Genomic DNA, 16358 nt, shown 5'->3' on the forward strand with positions numbered 1-16358 from the left:
CTGCAGTTCCTGTTGGGCTTGCAGCCGCGATGACGCTCCCATGTCGCTCAGCCTCCTGCCATATGTTGAGACCGTGGCTTCATGCAATCGCCCTGAACACCCCGGGCACAAGGTTTTCGCCAAGAAAGCGGAAGGGGTGTTCAAGTACCCGCCAGAATCAAGGCAATGGCACAACAGCGCACTTTATATCTTCCATGTGAACAACAATAGCGCGGGTCGGATCATATATGCCATGTCGTTGGATGGCATGACGGAACACTTGATGGTCGTCCGCCAGAAGTGGGAGTGCTACCCGGAAAAGATGTTCAACAAGAACAAGGCCAATATGCGGCAGCAGCTATTGGATTACTCAATGGCTCACCCTGACAAATCCGGTAAGATTCCTCCCGATACGCTCGTGGAGAGTGACCTCGATCTTGCGTGGTACTATCTGAGGGCGGGGTATAGTCCTACCGCCACAGCGGACATCCTGACCAAGGTCACCGGCCTGCCTCACGTGCGGCAGAACGTGGCCGCCAGGATCGACAGGATGAAAACCAGAAGCCGGGCGGTGGCCTCTTTCTTTGGTAAAAAAAGAGGTTTTCTCAAGGGCTCACAAATTTTCCCAAAAATTTGTGCTAATCCACATGACTTGTAGGGGATTTTTTCCTGAGCCCAGTCAACCACTTACGTTCAAGCAAGGGTATGCGTTTCTGACCCCCGGAAGGGTATGCGTTTGCATGCCCGGAACGCATACCCTTCCGGCCCGCCAGACCGGCGCCAGCCGGTCGCTTAAACCAAGTGTGCACACACACAATGCCCACCACCTCAGCAAGCCCCGGGCCTCCCGTCCCGGGTCCTGCGGCTGAAAAGATCAGCCCCTACTGATATACATTCAGGGGGTATGAATTCCAGCAGGTCTTGATAACATTGCCTGCATGAAACCAATTCAATTGACCTTGGAAGAGGTGGCGGACTTCCTGGAATCTGCTGCCATCAAAAGCACAATTACCCTTGGCATCTCGGTAATTCATCAGGGTATTACCGAGGAGGGTTATAGCTTTATTTTGGTAAACGATTTGAATGGTTACTCGACCCTGCACAGGTCAATCTAGTGGTCATGCTCCCGGCCGGGAAATTAACCTATCCCCTTGTCTTTGTTTCTATTAACAGGTGCTAATCATGTCGGTTGTTGTTGTTGCCCTGCTGTTGATTCTCTTCCTTGGTAGTCGCTGACCATATCCATTGAATAGCCCCCATTAAGAGGGGTAGGGGTCTTAGAACCAAGTCGACCCCCGGAAGGCCAACGAGAGTAATTTTTCTACCAATATGATCCGAGAGATTGCACATCTCCCGGCCGAGCCCCTAAACGGGCCCCCAGCGGCCTGCTCAGGCGTCCGGCTGGGTAGCCTTCTTCACGGCCCGGCTGGCGCCCGTAGCGCGCTTCTGACGCGATCCCGGGCCTGCCTTGCTGGCAGCCTTCGGGCGCTCATGGTTCACCTGCTTGGTGAACGTCACGTCCTCCAGCGCCGGGACAAGAGACAGGACCGTGTCCGGGTAGGTCACGAGGTTCACGATCTGTTGAAGCATCCCCACGTCCCGGTCATTCCAGTACACATCCCCGGTCACGGTGCCGGTCTCATGGCCCACGATGGCGGCCACCACCGGCTGATCGATCCGGCGGTTCATCAGCTGCGAGATGAACCCGACCCGGAACGAGTGGAAGACCTTCTCTTGCTTCACCCACACGCCGCACCGGGTGGTGAAGCGTCGAAACCATTTGCTCGGCTCGGTGCCGAAGCCGTCCCGGCCTTCCTTCAGCTCGGGGAACAGCTGCACCCCGCCCAGACCGCGCAGGCGCTCGACCCAGCGCAGCAGGCCGAGCCGGATCAGCTCGTCATGTATGGGCACGGTGCGGCGCGCACTGGCGGTCTTGGCGCGCGCGGTCGGATTGTCTTCGTCGGCGATGCTGATCACATCGACCCCGTTGACCACGGAAAAATCGGCCAAGTGGAGCTGACACAGCTCGTTGATGCGCGCCCCGGTGTACATGCCCAGCAGCACCAGCCAGTAGTAATGGGCGTGATCAAACCGCCGCGCGCTCCAGTAGTCACCGGAGAGCATCGCGGTCAGGTCCGCTTCATCAAACGGGAAGCGCTTTTTCGCCTCCGAGTCCGCCTTGGCCTTGGCGATGCTGATGCCCTTGGCGGGGTTGATCGAGAGGCCATTGGTCGAGGTCGCCCAGCCGAGGAACCCGGCGATCCGGTTCATCTGGTCATTGACCGTGCCGGCGGCCAGGGGAGGGAACTCGACCCCATCGCACCCGCCCGGCTCGGTCAGCTCGGCGAAGCTCTTGCCCTTCAGGGCTGCTTTCTTTCCGGCATTGGACGGCAGGCGCTTCAGGCGGGCGAAGAACTCCATGCAGTCATCGCGGGTGACGGCACCGATGGCCTTGTCCTTGGTGAACTCGACGAAGTTCCCCAGCGTCGAACGGCGTTCGAGCTCGGTCTTTTCGGTCCATCGGTCCATGGTCTTGTGTTCGGCGATGAAAGACTCAAGGGCCGCCGACAGGGTAGGGCCTTGGTTCATCGCTTCACGTGCGCCAGCGCCAGCGGCTGGGCGTTCTTCGTGCGCGGCGATCAGCTTCGACTTGAGGTTGCTGATCTCAAGTTCTAGCGCTTGGACGCGCACGTCGAGCTGACGATTTTGCTCGTCCGCTTCGGACAGTTCGGCCTGAACGCATTGCAGACGGCGCGCGCTCAAGAGCTTGAGGAGGGCGGTCTTGTCGGTCAGTTCACTCAAGGGCAGTCCTGCTCTTGCGTGGTGAAGAAGCGACACGGCGGCCACACGGAAGGGAAGCGCCTTTTCGAGGGCCTCCCGCTTTCTTGCTGTCCCAAGCGACCGCAGGAGCTCAGAAGCCCCTACGATTTTTCGGACATCTGCCGGCACGATCCAGCGCCAGCACCAAACACCGCAGCGATTGCGCCGCAGTCCTTCACCATACGCCATCGAAAGCGCTCCGAGCCGAAAGGATGTGGGACATCCAATCGGGACACCGCCGGTTGTTGCCGGTGCTCTACTCGAAAAACGCTAGTCAAATCAACCGCTTAACACACATAGCTGGTGGAGCCGGGGGGAATTGAACCCCCGTCCGCAAGCCTTCCTCAGGCAGTTCTACAAGCTTAGTTCTCTGATTTGAGTCTCGTGCACCGGCCGCGCAGGAACACGCTGCCGGGAACACCAGTCACTAGATCTCGTCCTGGGTCGAGTGACCCGGCTCAGGACCAGCCAATGTAAATAACCTCACAGGTGTTGCCACCCCAGCCCATTGGCCTGCTGTTGTGAGGCTCACCGGTGTTAAGCGGCGAGGGCGAAACGTTCGTCGTTCGCAGTTAGCTTGTTTCCAGTGGTTTTACGAGCGAACTGGTGCTCGGCATGCCCTGCTCCGATTCCGTACCCACGTCGAAACCAGGTCGGCCCCTGAACCCCGTATCTTAGGCCAATCCGGGCAGCTTCAAGAGCTCTGCCGGAAAAGATATCCGATGGTCGGCGCCCCAGCGGTGCACGGGCTCGCCGTCGCCGAGGTAGCCCCACTCGACGGCGATGGTGCTCATGGCGGCGGCCTGGCCGGCCTGGATGTCACGCAGGTCGTCGCCGACGTAGGCGCAGTGCCCGGGGTCGAGGTTCAGGCGCCGGCAGGCTTCCAGCAGCGGATCGGGGTGAGGCTTGGCCCGCGCGGCGGTATCGCCGCAGATCAGCACGGCGCTGCGGCTGGCCAGGCCCAGGGCCTCGACCAGCGGCTCGGCGAAGCGGCTGTGCTTGTTGGTCACGATGCCCCAGGGCAGGCCACGCTGTTCCAGCGTGGCGAGCAGTTCGGAGATGCCGCTGAACAGGCCGGTGGCCTGCGTCAGGCGGGCCGCGTAGGCGTCGAGGTACTCGTCCTTCAGGGCCTCGAAATCCGGATGCTCGGGTCGCACCTGCAGCGCCACGCCCAGCATGCCGCGTGCGCCGGTGCCGGTCAGCGGGCGGTAGGTGTCCAGGGGCAGCGGGGGCAGCTGGCGCCGTTCGCGCAGTTCGTTGCCTGCGCCGGCCAGGTCGGGAGCGCTGTCGACCAGCGTGCCGTCCAGGTCGAACAGCACGGCCTGCCAGCGGCGAGCGTCGGTGTTGTTCATGCGGCGGGGGCCGCCGGTTTGCGGCAGGCGATCATGTAGTTCACGCTGAGGTCGTCGCTGAGCCAGTAGCGGCGGGTCAGCGGGTTGTACTCGAGGCCGCGGGTGCCGACCGGCTCCAGGCGGGCGGCCCGGCTCCAGGTGAGCAGCTCGCTGGGCTTGATGAACTTGGCGTATTCATGCGTGCCGGCGGGCAGCAGCTTGAGCAGGTATTCGGCGCCGACGATGGCGAACAGGAAGGCCTTGGCGTTGCGGTTCAGCGTGGAGAAGAACACCCAGCCGCCCGGCTTGACCAGGTCGCTGCAGGCCTGCACGATCGCCGCCGGGTCCGGCACGTGCTCGAGCATCTCCATGCAGGTGACGATGTCGTGGCGGGCGGGCTGTTCGGCGGCCAGGGCCTCGGCGGCGACCAGGCGGTACTGCACCTGGCTGATGCCGGCCTCCATCGCATGCAGCTGCGCCACCTTCAGCGAGCGGTCAGCCAGGTCGACCCCCAGCACCTGGGCTCCCTGGCGGGCCATGGCCTCGCTGAGGATGCCGCCGCCGCAGCCGACGTCGACGACCTGCCGTCCGGCCAGCGGGCCGGCCTGCTGCTCGATCCAGCCCAGGCGCATCGGATTGATCTGGTGCAGGGGGCGGAATTCACTCTCGGGGTCCCACCACTTGTGGGCCAGCTCGCTGAACTTGGCGAGTTCCTTGGGGTCGGCGTTGCTCATCATGGTGAGGATCCTAGCCGAAGCGCCCGGCCCCGGTGGTGACGGCCCGGGCACAAAAAAACCCCGCCGAAGCGGGGTTTTCCGGGTGAAGCAGCAGGACTGCTTACTTCTTGATCGAACGGGTGCCGACGACCTCGATCTCGACGCGGCGGTTCTTCGCCTTGCCTTCCTTGGTCTTGTTGTCGGCGACCGGCGAGCGCTCGCCCTTGCCTTCGGTGTAGACGCGGTTGGCTTCGATGCCCTTGCTCACCAGGTACTTCTTGACCGCTTCCGAACGGTTCACCGACAGCTTGTCGTTGTAGGCGAACGAACCATCGGAGTCGGTGTGACCCACGGCGATGACCACTTCCAGGTTGATGTCCTTGACCTTGGCGGCCAGGTCATCGAGCTTGGTCTTGGCGTCAGGCTTCAGCGCGAACTTGGCCACGTCGAAGAACGCGTCCGCGGCGAAGGTCACCTTCTCGCTGGTCGGAGCGACCGGCACGACCGGAGCGATCACCGGGGCAGGTGCCGGGGCCGGAGCCGGGGCAGGTGCCTTGGCAGGAGCCGGAGCGGGGGCCGGAGCCGGCGGAGGCGGAACGCCGTCGCAGCCCTGCACGCCGGTGGCCGGCGTCCAGGATGCGTCGCGCCAGCACAGGTTGTCTGCGCCGGACTTCCACACGGTGCCATCAGAGGCGCGCCAGTTGTCTACTGCCGTGGCGGTGCTGCCACCGCCCGTTGCGCAAGCTGCCAGAGCGGCGGTAGCGAACAGCAGAGCCACCTTGTTCAGTTTGTTCATGGTTCTCCTCTCGAGAAAAGCCACAGATCGGGCTGCAAATCCAAGTATGCGGGCCTTGAAACCGGTCGAACACGGCCGCAAGAACCGACAAATCATTGTGCCATAGGGCTTATGACGGCCCGCCCTTCACGTTTCTCCTTGGCACAGTGCCCTTGCCCTGTTGTTTGTCAGCGACAATTGGCGGCTCGTAGAATGCAAGGTTTACCGGCGCGGACCGGTCTGCCAGCGTGGGCATCGGCCCACCGGCGGCTCCGGCGCCGTAGCCCGTGTCCGGTTTCCCGCGTTACGGATCACACCGCCTCGACTGCATGACTCCCTTCGCCAAAGAAACCCTGCCCATCAGCCTCGAAGAGGAGATGCGGCGTTCCTACCTGGATTACGCGATGAGCGTGATCGTCGGGCGGGCCCTGCCAGATGCCCGCGACGGACTCAAGCCGGTGCACCGGCGTGTGCTCTTCGCGATGCACGAGCTCAACAACGACTGGAACCGGCCGTACAAGAAGTCCGCCCGCATCGTCGGCGACGTCATCGGCAAGTACCACCCGCACGGCGACACGGCGGTGTACGACACCATCGTGCGCATGGCGCAGGACTTCTCGCTGCGCCACATGCTGGTCGACGGCCAGGGCAACTTCGGCTCCGTGGACGGCGACAACGCCGCGGCCATGCGCTACACCGAGATCCGCCTGGCCAAGATCGCCCACGAGATGCTGGCCGACATCGACAAGGAAACGGTCGATTTCGGGCCCAACTACGACGGCTCCGAGAAGGAGCCGCTGGTGCTGCCCAGCAAGCTGCCCAACCTGCTGGTGAACGGCTCGGCCGGCATCGCGGTGGGCATGGCGACCAACATCCCGCCGCACAACCTCAACGAGGTGGTGGACGCCTGCCTGCACCTGCTTCGCAACCCCGAGGCCACGATCGACGAGCTGATGGAGATCATCCCCGCGCCGGACTTTCCGACCGCGGGCATCATCTACGGCGTCTCGGGTGCCCGCGAGGGTTACCGCACCGGCCGCGGCAAGGTCATCATGCGGGCCAAGGTGCACTTCGAGGACATCGACCGCGGCCAGCGCCAGGCGATCATCGTCGACGAGATCCCCTACCAGGTGAACAAGAAGACGCTGCTCGAGCGCATCGCCGAGCTCGTCCACGAGAAGAAGATCGACGGCATCAGCCACATCCAGGACGAGTCCGACAAGTCGGGCATGCGGGTGGTGATCGAGCTCAAGCGCGGTGAAGTGCCCGAGGTGGTGCTCAACAACCTGTACAAGCAGACGCAGCTGCAGGACACCTTCGGCATCAACATGGTGGCGCTGATCGATGGTCAGCCTCGCCTGTGCAACCTCAAGCAGCTGCTCGACATCTTCCTCGAGCACCGCCGCGAGGTCGTGACCCGCCGCACCGTCTACGAGCTGCGCCGTGCCCGTGAGCGTGGCCACGTGCTCGAGGGCCTGGCCGTGGCGCTGGCCAACATCGACGAGTTCATCGAGACCATCAAGACCTCGCCGACGCCGCCGGTGGCCAAGGCCGCGCTGATGTCGCGCAGCTGGGACTCGTCGCTGGTGCGCGAGATGCTGGCGCGGGCCGAAGCCGACACCCCGGGCGGGCGGGCGGCCTACCGCCCCGAAGGGCTGCCGCCGGAGCACGGCATGCAGGACGACGGCCTGTACCGCCTGTCCGACGACCAGGCCGGCGAGATCCTGCAGATGCGCCTGCAGCGCCTGACCGGGCTGGAGCAGGACAAGATCGTCGGCGAGTACAAGGACGTGATGGCGGTCATCGCCGACCTGCTCGACATCCTGGCCAAGCCCGAGCGCGTGACCTTCATCATCAGCGAGGAGCTGGTCGCGCTGCGCCAGGAGTTCGGCCAGACCAAGGTCGGCGCGCGCCGTTCGCAGATCGAGCACAACGTGCAGGAGCTCGGCACCGAGGACCTGATCACGCCGACCGACATGGTGGTCACGCTCAGCCACACCGGCTACATCAAGAGCCAGCCGCTGACCGAATACCGCGCCCAGAAGCGTGGCGGCCGGGGCAAGCAGGCCACCGCGACCAAGGACGACGACTGGGTCGACCAGCTCTTCATCGCCAACACGCACGACTGGATCCTGTGCTTCAGCGACCGCGGCCGCGTCTACTGGCTGAAGGTCTGGGAAGTGCCGCAGGGCGGCCGCGCCAGCCGCGGCAAGCCCATCGTCAACATGTTCCCGCTGCAGCCGGGCGAGAAGATCACCGTCGTGCTGCCGCTGACCGGTGACAACCGCAGCTTCCCGGCCGACCACTTCATCTTCATGTGCACCGCGCGCGGCACGGTCAAGAAGACGGCGCTGGACGACTTCAGCAATCCGCGCAAGGCCGGCATCATCGCGGTCGACCTCGACGAGGGCGACTACCTGATCGGTGCGGCGCTGACCGACGGTCAGCACGACGTGATGCTGTTCTCCGACGCCGGCAAGGCCGTGCGCTTCGACGAGAACGACGTGCGTCCGCTGGGTCGCCAGGCCCGCGGCGTGCGGGGCATGTCGCTCGACGAGGGCCAGGGCGTGATCGCGATGCTGGTGGCCGAGGACGAGAGCCAGAGCGTGCTGACCGCGACCGAGAACGGCTACGGCAAGCGCACCTCGATCGTCGAGTACACCCGCCACGGCCGCGGCACCAAGGGCATGATCGCCATCCAGCAGTCCGAGCGCAACGGCCGGGTGGTCGCGGCCACGCTGGTGCGGCCGGACGACGAGATCATGCTGATCACCGACCGGGGCGTGCTGGTGCGCACGCGGGTCTCGGAGATCCGCGAGCTCGGGCGCGCGACCCAGGGCGTGACGCTGATCGCGCTCGACGAGGGCTCCAAGCTCTCCGGCCTGCAGCGCATCGTCGAGAACGACGCCCAGGTCGACGTGGTCGACCCTGAGGCCGGCGAGGCGGCCGCCGACCCCACCGATGGAGATCAAGCATGATGAGCGTGCGTGGATGGATGCCGGCTCTGCTGTGTGTGGCCGCAGCCCTGGCGGGCCCGGTCCGTGCGGCCGATGAGCCTTCTGCCGCTCGCAAGGAGCTGGTCCAGAAGGTGATCCAGCTGCATCAGGGCGCGATCGAGAACGTCGGTCGCGGCCTGGCGGAGACGCCGGTGGCGGCGATGATGCAGCGGGCCGGTCCGGTGCTGCAGGAGCGCTTCCCGGCCGACAAGCGCGAGGCCGTGGCCAAGCAGATCCAGGCCGATGCGAAGAAGTACGTCGACGAGACCGCGCCGATGCTGCGCGACCGCGCGCTCAAGCTGGCGCCGTCGACGATGGGTCCGATCTTCGAGCAGCAGTTCAGCGATGACGACCTGCGCACGCTGATCGCCTGGCTCGAGTCGCCGGTCAGCCGCAAGTACTCGGCGCTGGGCCCCGAACTGCAGAAAGGCCTGATCGACAAGGTCGTGGCCGAGACCCGTGGCACGGTCGAGCCGCGCCTGCAGGCGCTCGAGCGCAGCGTGGCCAGGCGCCTGGGCCTGGAGCCCAAGAACAGCAAACCCGATGGCGCCGCTTCGGCGCCCGCCCGCAAATGACCTTCGCCGACCCCGCAGGCCGCACCGTCCGGCCGTACAACTTCTCCGCCGGTCCGGCTGCGCTGCCCGAGGCGGTGCTGCGCCAGGCCGCCGCCGAGATGCTCGACTGGCAGGGCAGCGGCATGAGCGTGATGGAGATGAGCCATCGCGGCCGCGAGTTCATGTCCATCTGCGAGCGGGCCGAGGCCGACCTGCGCACGCTGCTGGCCGTGCCGTCGAACTACCGCGTGCTGTTCATGCAGGGCGGCGGGCTGGCCGAGAACGCCATCGTGCCGATGAACCTGTCGCGGGGCGGCGCGGTCGACTTCGTGGTCACCGGCTCGTGGTCGCAGAAGTCGCTCAAGGAAGCGGCCCGCTACTGCGATGCGAGGGTGGCGGCCACCGGCGAGTCCGGCGGGCATTTCCTGTCGGTGCCGCCCGCCTCGGGCTGGCAGCTGCGCCCGGACGCCGCCTACGTGCACCTGTGCTCCAACGAGACCATCCACGGCGTGGAGTTCGCCGAGCTGCCCGACCTCGCGGCGCTGGGCTCGAACGCGCCGCTGGTGATCGACTGCTCCTCGCACATCCTGTCGCGCCACATCGACTGGAGCCGCGTGGGCCTGGCGTTCGCCGGCGCGCAGAAGAACATCGGCCCGGCCGGCGTGACCATCGTCATCGTGCGCGAGGACCTGATCGGCCAGGCGCTGGCGATCTGCCCGTCGGCCTTCGACTACCGCCTCGTCGCCGAGAACGGCTCGATGTACAACACGCCGCCGACCTACGGCATCTACATCGCCGGCCTGGTGTTCCAGTGGGTGCTCGCCCAGGGGGGCGTGGCCGAGATGGACCGGCGCGCGGCCGAGAAGGCGGCGCTGCTCTACGGTTTCCTCGACGCGTCGGGCTTCTACGTCAACCGGGTCGACCCGGCCAGCCGCTCGCGCATGAACGTGCCGTTCTTCCTGCGCGACGAGACGCTCAACGACGAGTTCCTGGCCGGCGCCAAGGCGCGCGGCCTGCTGCAACTCAAGGGGCACAAGAGCGTGGGCGGCATGCGCGCCTCGATCTACAACGCCATGCCGCTCGAAGGCGTGCAGGCGCTCGTGCGTTACCTCGACGAATTCGCTGCCGCCCATGTCTGATCCCGACCGCTCCTCCGACGCCGCCGAACCCACGCTGCCCCAGCTGCGCGAGCGCATCGACAGCCTCGACCGCGACCTGCTGGCGCTGATCAACCGGCGTGCCCGCCTGGCCCAGGAGGTCGGCGAGATCAAGAAGCGCGAAGGCTCGGTCGTCTTCCGCCCCGAGCGCGAGGCGCAGGTCATCGACGGCCTGAAGTCCGGCAACCCCGGCCCGCTGAAGAACGAGAGCGTCGCGCCGATCTGGCGCGAGATCATGAGCGCCTGCCGCGCGCTGGAGACGCCCACCCGCGTCGCCTACCTCGGCCCGGCCGGCACCTTCAGCGAAGAGGCGGCGCTGGGCTACTTCGGCTCGTCCATCGTGCGCGTGCCCTGCGCGAGCATCGACGAGGTGTTCCGCAGCACCTCGGCGGGCGTGGCCGACTTCGGCGTCGTGCCGGTCGAGAACTCCACCGAAGGCATGGTGGCGCGCTCGCTGGACATCTTCCTGACCATGCCGCTGTTCATCATCGGCGAGACCAGCCTGTTCGTGCGCCACAACCTGCTGCGCAGGGACAACTCGCTGGAGGGCATCACCGCGGTCTGCGCCCATCCGCAGGCGCTGGCGCAGTGCCACGAGTGGCTGTCGCTGCACCTGCCGCAGGCCGAGCGCCGCCCGGTGTCGAGCAACGCCGAGGGCGCGCGGCTCGCGGCGCTCGATCCGTCGGTGGCCGGCATCGCCAGCGCGCGGGCGGCCAGCGAGTACGGCGTGCACGTGGTCGCCCCGGCGATCCAGAACGACACCCACAACCGCACCCGCTTCGCCATCGTCACCGATCCGCTGCGCCACCCCGCGCCGCAGGCGTCGGGCCACGACTGCACCAGCCTGGTCGTGTCGGTGGAGAACCGCCCCGGCGCGATGTACGACATCCTCGCGCCGCTGAAGCGCCATGGCGTGTCGATGAGCCGGCTCGAGTCGCGCCCGGCGCGCTCGGGCCAGTGGGAGTACTACTTCTTCATCGACCTGCAGGGCCATCCGGACCAGCCGGCGGTGCAGGCCGCGATGCACGAGCTGCGCGAGGCCTGCTCCTTCTTCAAGGTCCTGGGCACCTACCCGATCGACGTCCACTGAGCACGGCTCGAGCTACATCATGTTCAATCAACTCGGGGTCATCGGCTGCGGCCTGATGGGCGGCAGTTTTGCGCTGGCCCTCAAGCGCGCCGGGCTGGTGCAGCGGGTGGTCGGCTACAGCAAGTCGCCGTCGACCGTGGAGCGGGCCCGCAAGCTCGGGGTCATCGACATCGCCGCCGAATCGGCGCTGCTGGCGGTCTCGGGCTCGGACATCGTGCTGCTGGCGGTGCCGGTGGCGGCCACCGAGTCGACCTTCAAGGCGATCCGGGCGCTGGTCGAGCCGGGCACGCTGTTCATGGACGTGGGCAGCACCAAGCGCGACGTCGTCGACGTCGCCCGCCGGGTGCTCAAGGAGCGCCTGCCGGGCTTCGTGCCTGCCCATCCGATCGCCGGCAAGGAGGTGGCCGGCGTGGACCACGCCGACGCGCAGCTCTACGTCGGCAAGCAGGTCATCCTGACGCCGCTGCCCCAGACCGATCCGGTCATGGTGCAGAAGGCCACCGACGTCTGGTCGGCCATCGGCTGCCAGGTGCTGCGCATGACCCCCGAAAACCACGATGCGGCGTTCGCGGCGGTCAGCCACCTGCCGCACATGCTGGCGTTCGCCTATTTCAACGCGGTGATGCAGCAGCCGGCCGGGCGCGAGTTCCTCTCGCTGGCCGGGCCGGGCTTCCGCGACTTCACCCGCATCGCCGCCAGCGATCCGACGGTCTGGCGCGACATCCTGCTGAGCAACCGCGAAGAGGTGATCAAGCAGTCCCAGCGCCTGCGCCACGCCCTGGATGCCTTCGAGCACGTGATGCGCTCGGGCAACCAGGAAGCGCTGGAAGACCTGATCCGCACGGCCTCCGACGGCCGCGCGGGCTGGCAGATGAACGCCCGTCCGGTGCCGCCGCGCTGATGCAGGCGGGCTGCGGCGGTCGATCCGGCGCGGCCCTGGTGGTGCCGGCATGATCCGGTTCTCTCTTCGACGAGTCATATGTACGCGATTCCCTCACTCGACCTGCCGCCGCTCGGGCACGCCGCCGGCACGGTCCGCCTGCCGGGCTCCAAGAGCATCTCCAACCGCCTGCTGCTGCTGGCCGGCCTGAGCCAGGGCTGCACCACGCTGGTCGACCTGCTGGACTCCGACGACACGCGCGTCATGCTCGACGCGCTGCGGGCGCTGGGCTGCCGCATCGAGCAGGACGGCCGCCACACCCGCATCACCGGCATCGCCGGGCACCCGGCGGTCGACCGGGCCGACCTGTTCCTGGGCAACGCCGGCACGGCGATGCGCCCGCTCACCGCCGCGCTGGCGGTGCTGGCGGCCGAGCAGGGCGGCGACTACGTGCTGCGGGGCGTGCCGCGCATGCACGAGCGGCCCATCGGGGACCTGGTCGACGCGCTGCGCGGCCTGGGCTGCGACATCGACTGCACCGGCCAGGAGGGTTACCCGCCGCTGCGCCTGCGGGGCGGCAGCCTGCGCCTGGACCAGCCGGTGCGGGTGCGCGGCGACGTCTCCAGCCAGTTCCTGACGGCGCTGCTGATGGCGCTGCCGCTGGCCACCGGCCAGCAGCCGGTCCACATCGAGGTGCAGGGCGAGCTGATCTCCAAGCCCTACATCGAGATCACGCTGAACCTGCTGGAGCGCTTCGGCATCCGTGTCGAGCGCCAGGGCTGGCAGCGCTTCACGCTGCCCCGCGGCAGCCGCTACCAGACGCCCGGCGAGGTGCATGTCGAGGGGGATGCGTCGTCGGCGTCCTACTTCATCGCGCTGGGGGCGCTGGCCGGGGTCGAGGCGCCGGTGCGCATCGAAGGGGTGGGCAGCGCGTCGATCCAGGGGGACATCCGCTTCGTCGAGGCGGCCGAGGCGATGGGTGCGCAGGTCGTGTCCGGGCCGAACTGGCTGGAGGTGCGCCGCGGCGCCTGGCCGCTGAAGGCGATCGACCTCGACTGCAACCACATCCCCGATGCGGCGATGACGCTGGCGGTCATGGCGCTCTACGCTGACGGTCCGTGCACGCTGCGCAACATCGCCAGCTGGCGGGTCAAGGAGACCGACCGCATCGCCGCCATGGCCATCGAGCTGCGCAAGCTCGGCGCCGAGGTGGAGGAGGGCGCCGACTTCCTGCGCGTGCAGCCGCTGCGGCGCTTTGCCGCCGCCAGCATCCACACCTACGACGACCACCGCATGGCGATGTGCCTGTCGCTGGCCGCGTTCAATGCCTTGCGTGACGGCGTCGAGGGCCCGGCCGTGCCGGTGCGCATCGAGGACCCGAAGTGTGTCGCCAAGACCTTCCCGGACTACTTCGAGGCGCTGTTCTCGGTGGTCCGGCCGCTGTCGGTGCCGGTCATCACCATCGATGGTCCGACCGCCTCCGGCAAGGGCACGCTGGCCGCCGAGGTCGCGGCCCGGCTGGGCTACCACACGCTCGACTCGGGCATGCTCTACCGCGTCGTCGGCCTGGCGGCCACCCGCGCGGGCATCGCCGCGTCCGACGAGGCCGGGCTGGCCGCGCTGGCGTCGCGGCTGCAGCTGCGTTTCGACGGCACGCGGGTGCTGCTGGCGGGTGAGGACGTCACCGACCTGCTGCGCGAGGAAGGGGCCGGAGTCATGGCCTCGCAGATCTCGGTCTGGCCCGCGCTGCGCACGGCGCTGCACGACCTGCAGTGCGGTTTCCGGCAGCTGCCCGGCCTGGTGGCCGACGGCCGCGACATGGGCACGGTGATCTTCCCGCAGGCCGGCCTGAAGGTGTTCCTGACCGCCACCCCGGCCGCCCGCGCCGAGCGGCGCTATAAGCAGTTGATTTCGAAAGGAATTCCTGCTAAGCTCGATGACCTCCGTCAGGATCTGGAGGCACGGGACGCACGCGACAAGGGTCGCGCCACCGCGCCGCTGAAGCCTGCCGGAGACGCCATCCTGCTGGACAACTCGGGGCTCGACGTGGATGCGTCGGTGCAGCGAGTGATCGACTGGTGGAGCGAGCGCCAGCCTTTCGGCCATCGAGCCGAGGGGCGGTGAATCCGCTCCAGGTCGTCCGCCCGGCAGGGGGCGACTGGGTCCGGGGCTCCTCTCCTGCGCACGCTGCGCGTCGGGGTCCCGGTTCAGCAACCTAACCCGCCACGGAAGTGGTCCAAGTCGCCGGTCCTCTCCCCGGCGCAGAAAGCTCCCAATGTCTGAAGCTGCAATGGCCGATCTCGGCATGGAATCGTTTGCCTCGATGTTCGAGGAATCGCTGCAGCGCGCCAACATGCGCGCCGGCGAAGTGATCTCGGCTGAAGTCGTGCGTGTCGAACACAGCTTTGTGGTCGTCAACGCCGGCCTGAAGTCCGAGGCCTACGTGCCCCTCGACGAATTCAAGAACGACCAGGGCGAGATCGAAGTCCAGGTCGGCGACTTCGTGTCGGTGGCCATCGATGCCATCGAGAACGGCTACGGCGACACCATCCTGTCGCGCGACAAGGCCAAGCGCCTGGCCTCGTGGCTGTCGCTGGAAACGGCTCTGGAATCCGGCGACTTCGTCACCGGCACCGTGTCCGGCAAGGTCAAGGGCGGCCTGACCGTCCTGGTCAACGGCATCCGCGCCTTCCTGCCCGGTTCGCTCCTCGATACGCGCCCTGTCAAGGACATGAGCCCGTACGAAGGCAAGACCATGGAGTTCAAGGTCATCAAGCTGGACCGCAAGCGCAACAACGTCGTGCTGTCGCGCCGTGCCGTGGTCGAAGCCTCGATGGGCGAAGAACGCGCCAAGCTGCTCGAGACGCTGCGTGAAGGCGCGATCGTCAACGGCGTGGTCAAGAACATCACCGAATACGGTGCGTTCGTCGACCTGGGCGGCATCGACGGCCTGCTGCACATCACCGACATGGCCTGGCGCCGTGTCCGTCACCCGAGCGAAGTGGTGACGGTCGGTCAGGAACTGACCGCCAAGGTCCTGAAGTTCGACGCCGAGAAGAACCGCGTCTCGCTGGGCCTGAAGCAGATGGGCGACGACCCGTGGTTCGGCGTCTCGCGCCGCTACCCGTCGAGCACCCGCCTGTTCGGCAAGGTCACCAACATCGCTGACTACGGCGCGTTCGTCGAGATCGAGCCGGGCATCGAAGGCCTGGTGCACGTCTCTGAAATGGACTGGACCAACAAGAACGTCGCTCCTTCGAAGATCGTCACGCTGGGCGACGAAGTCGAAGTCATGGTCCTGGAGATCGACGAAGACAAGCGTCGCATCTCGCTGGGCATGAAGCAGTGCCGTGCCAACCCGTGGGACGAGTTCGCGCAGAACTTCAAGCGCGGCGACCGCGTCAAGGGTCCGGTCAAGTCGATCACCGACTTCGGCGTGTTCGTGGGCCTGGCTGCCGGCATCGACGGCCTGGTGCACCTGTCCGACCTGAGCTGGAACGAAACCGGCGAAGCGGCCGTGCGCAACTTCAAGAAGGGCCAGGAAGTCGAAGCCCTGGTGCTGGGCATCGACGTCGAGCGCGAGCGCATCTCGCTGGGCATCAAGCAGCTCGACACCGACCCGTTCACCACCTACACCACCCTGAACGATCGTGGCGCGACCGTGCCGGGCACGGTCAAGAGCGTGGACGCCCGTGGTGCCGAAGTGCAGCTCAGCGATGAGGTGACCGGCTACCTGCGTGCTTCCGAAATCGCCCGCGAGCGTGTGGAAGATGCCCGCAACGTGCTGAAGGAAGGCGAAGAGATCACCGCGCTGATCATCAACGTCGACCGCAAGCTGCGTTCGATCCAGCTGTCCATCAAGGCCAAGGACAGCGCCGAGCAGCAGGAAGCCCTGCAGCGTCTGGCTTCGGACAGCCGTGAACACGCTGGCACCACCAGCCTGGGCGCGCTGCTCAAGGCCAAGCTGGACCAAGGCAGCTGATCGACCGGTCGACACGGACACCGGTGCCGTCAGGCGCCGGTGTCCACTGATCTGTCCAGGCGCTCCGGCGGGCATGCT

Annotated in this window: 12 protein-coding genes, 1 other RNA gene and 1 pseudogene; 8 read left to right on the top strand and 6 right to left on the bottom strand. The window is 66.5% G+C overall.

Going from position 1 to position 16358, the window contains the following annotated elements:
* Positions 1–40: 40 nt before the first annotated feature.
* On the top strand, positions 41–637 hold the full coding sequence (locus C7444_RS20080) for a hypothetical protein (RefSeq protein WP_146219450.1): 597 nt from the start codon (positions 41–43) through the stop codon (positions 635–637).
* Between the two features lie 731 nt (positions 638–1368).
* Here C7444_RS20080 and C7444_RS18970 read toward each other — a convergent pair.
* From C7444_RS18970 to ompA, 6 genes and pseudogenes are all read right to left on the bottom strand, one after another.
* Positions 1369–2781, bottom strand: a complete 1413-nt coding sequence (locus C7444_RS18970) for a site-specific integrase (RefSeq protein ID WP_170130809.1) — start codon at positions 2779–2781, stop codon at positions 1369–1371.
* Between the two features lie 24 nt (positions 2782–2805).
* Positions 2806–2988, bottom strand: a pseudogene (locus tag C7444_RS21010) (DUF6538 domain-containing protein); the annotation flags it as partial.
* A gap of 112 nt (positions 2989–3100) precedes the next feature.
* Positions 3101–3460, bottom strand: a transfer-messenger RNA (tmRNA) gene (gene ssrA / locus C7444_RS18975).
* A 13-nt stretch (positions 3461–3473) separates the two neighbouring features.
* Positions 3474–4151, bottom strand: coding sequence for an HAD family hydrolase (locus C7444_RS18980; protein WP_110402432.1), 678 nt, complete (start codon positions 4149–4151; stop codon positions 3474–3476).
* Positions 4148–4864: a bifunctional 2-polyprenyl-6-hydroxyphenol methylase/3-demethylubiquinol 3-O-methyltransferase UbiG gene (gene ubiG / locus C7444_RS18985; protein ID WP_110402450.1), complete on the bottom strand. Its 717-nt coding sequence runs from the start codon at positions 4862–4864 to the stop codon at positions 4148–4150. The genes C7444_RS18980 and ubiG overlap by 4 nt, the downstream gene beginning before the upstream one ends.
* Positions 4865–4967: 103 nt before the next feature.
* Positions 4968–5642, bottom strand: coding sequence for an outer membrane protein OmpA (gene ompA / locus C7444_RS18990; RefSeq protein WP_110402433.1), 675 nt, complete (start codon positions 5640–5642; stop codon positions 4968–4970).
* A 308-nt stretch (positions 5643–5950) separates the two neighbouring features.
* On the opposite strand from ompA, the gene gyrA reads away from it, so the two are divergent.
* The 7 genes from gyrA to rpsA all read left to right on the top strand — a co-directional run bounded on the left by gyrA (position 5951) and on the right by rpsA (position 16280).
* Positions 5951–8599: a DNA gyrase subunit A gene (gyrA, locus tag C7444_RS18995; RefSeq protein WP_110402434.1), complete on the top strand. Its 2649-nt coding sequence runs from the start codon at positions 5951–5953 to the stop codon at positions 8597–8599.
* Positions 8596–9192 (top strand): DUF2059 domain-containing protein, encoded by a 597-nt coding sequence (locus tag C7444_RS20350; protein WP_170130810.1) that lies wholly within the window; start codon positions 8596–8598, stop codon positions 9190–9192. The genes gyrA and C7444_RS20350 overlap by 4 nt, the downstream gene beginning before the upstream one ends.
* Positions 9189–10310 (top strand): 3-phosphoserine/phosphohydroxythreonine transaminase, encoded by a 1122-nt coding sequence (serC, locus tag C7444_RS19010; RefSeq protein ID WP_110402436.1) that lies wholly within the window; start codon positions 9189–9191, stop codon positions 10308–10310. The genes C7444_RS20350 and serC overlap by 4 nt, the downstream gene beginning before the upstream one ends.
* Positions 10303–11418, top strand: coding sequence for a prephenate dehydratase (gene pheA / locus C7444_RS19015; protein WP_110402437.1), 1116 nt, complete (start codon positions 10303–10305; stop codon positions 11416–11418). The genes serC and pheA overlap by 8 nt, the downstream gene beginning before the upstream one ends.
* A 19-nt stretch (positions 11419–11437) precedes the next feature.
* Positions 11438–12319, top strand: a complete 882-nt coding sequence (locus C7444_RS19020; RefSeq protein WP_110402438.1) for a prephenate dehydrogenase — start codon at positions 11438–11440, stop codon at positions 12317–12319.
* 78 nt (positions 12320–12397) lie between these two features.
* Entirely contained in the window at positions 12398–14422 is a 2025-nt protein-coding gene (locus C7444_RS19025) for a bifunctional 3-phosphoshikimate 1-carboxyvinyltransferase/cytidylate kinase (protein ID WP_110402439.1), read from the top strand.
* Positions 14423–14603: 181 nt separating this feature from the next.
* Positions 14604–16280, top strand: a complete 1677-nt coding sequence (gene rpsA / locus C7444_RS19030) for a 30S ribosomal protein S1 (RefSeq protein WP_110402451.1) — start codon at positions 14604–14606, stop codon at positions 16278–16280.
* Positions 16281–16358 lie beyond the last annotated feature (78 nt).

The organism is Sphaerotilus hippei (genome assembly GCF_003201595.1).
Lineage (GTDB): Bacteria > Pseudomonadota > Gammaproteobacteria > Burkholderiales > Burkholderiaceae_C > Sphaerotilus > Sphaerotilus hippei.

Coding starts and splice junctions, on each gene's coding strand:
- C7444_RS20350 (WP_170130810.1), top strand. CDS start 8,596: ATGATGAGCGTGCGTGGATGGATGCCGGCTCTGCTGTGTGTGGCCGCA.
- C7444_RS19020 (WP_110402438.1), top strand. CDS start 11,438: ATGTTCAATCAACTCGGGGTCATCGGCTGCGGCCTGATGGGCGGCAGT.
- C7444_RS19025 (WP_110402439.1), top strand. CDS start 12,398: ATGTACGCGATTCCCTCACTCGACCTGCCGCCGCTCGGGCACGCCGCC.
- gyrA (WP_110402434.1), top strand. CDS start 5,951: ATGACTCCCTTCGCCAAAGAAACCCTGCCCATCAGCCTCGAAGAGGAG.
- C7444_RS20080 (WP_146219450.1), top strand. CDS start 41: ATGTCGCTCAGCCTCCTGCCATATGTTGAGACCGTGGCTTCATGCAAT.
- ompA (WP_110402433.1), bottom strand. CDS start 5,642: ATGAACAAACTGAACAAGGTGGCTCTGCTGTTCGCTACCGCCGCTCTG.
- pheA (WP_110402437.1), top strand. CDS start 10,303: ATGTCTGATCCCGACCGCTCCTCCGACGCCGCCGAACCCACGCTGCCC.
- serC (WP_110402436.1), top strand. CDS start 9,189: ATGACCTTCGCCGACCCCGCAGGCCGCACCGTCCGGCCGTACAACTTC.
- ubiG (WP_110402450.1), bottom strand. CDS start 4,864: ATGAGCAACGCCGACCCCAAGGAACTCGCCAAGTTCAGCGAGCTGGCC.
- rpsA (WP_110402451.1), top strand. CDS start 14,604: ATGGAATCGTTTGCCTCGATGTTCGAGGAATCGCTGCAGCGCGCCAAC.
- C7444_RS18980 (WP_110402432.1), bottom strand. CDS start 4,151: ATGAACAACACCGACGCTCGCCGCTGGCAGGCCGTGCTGTTCGACCTG.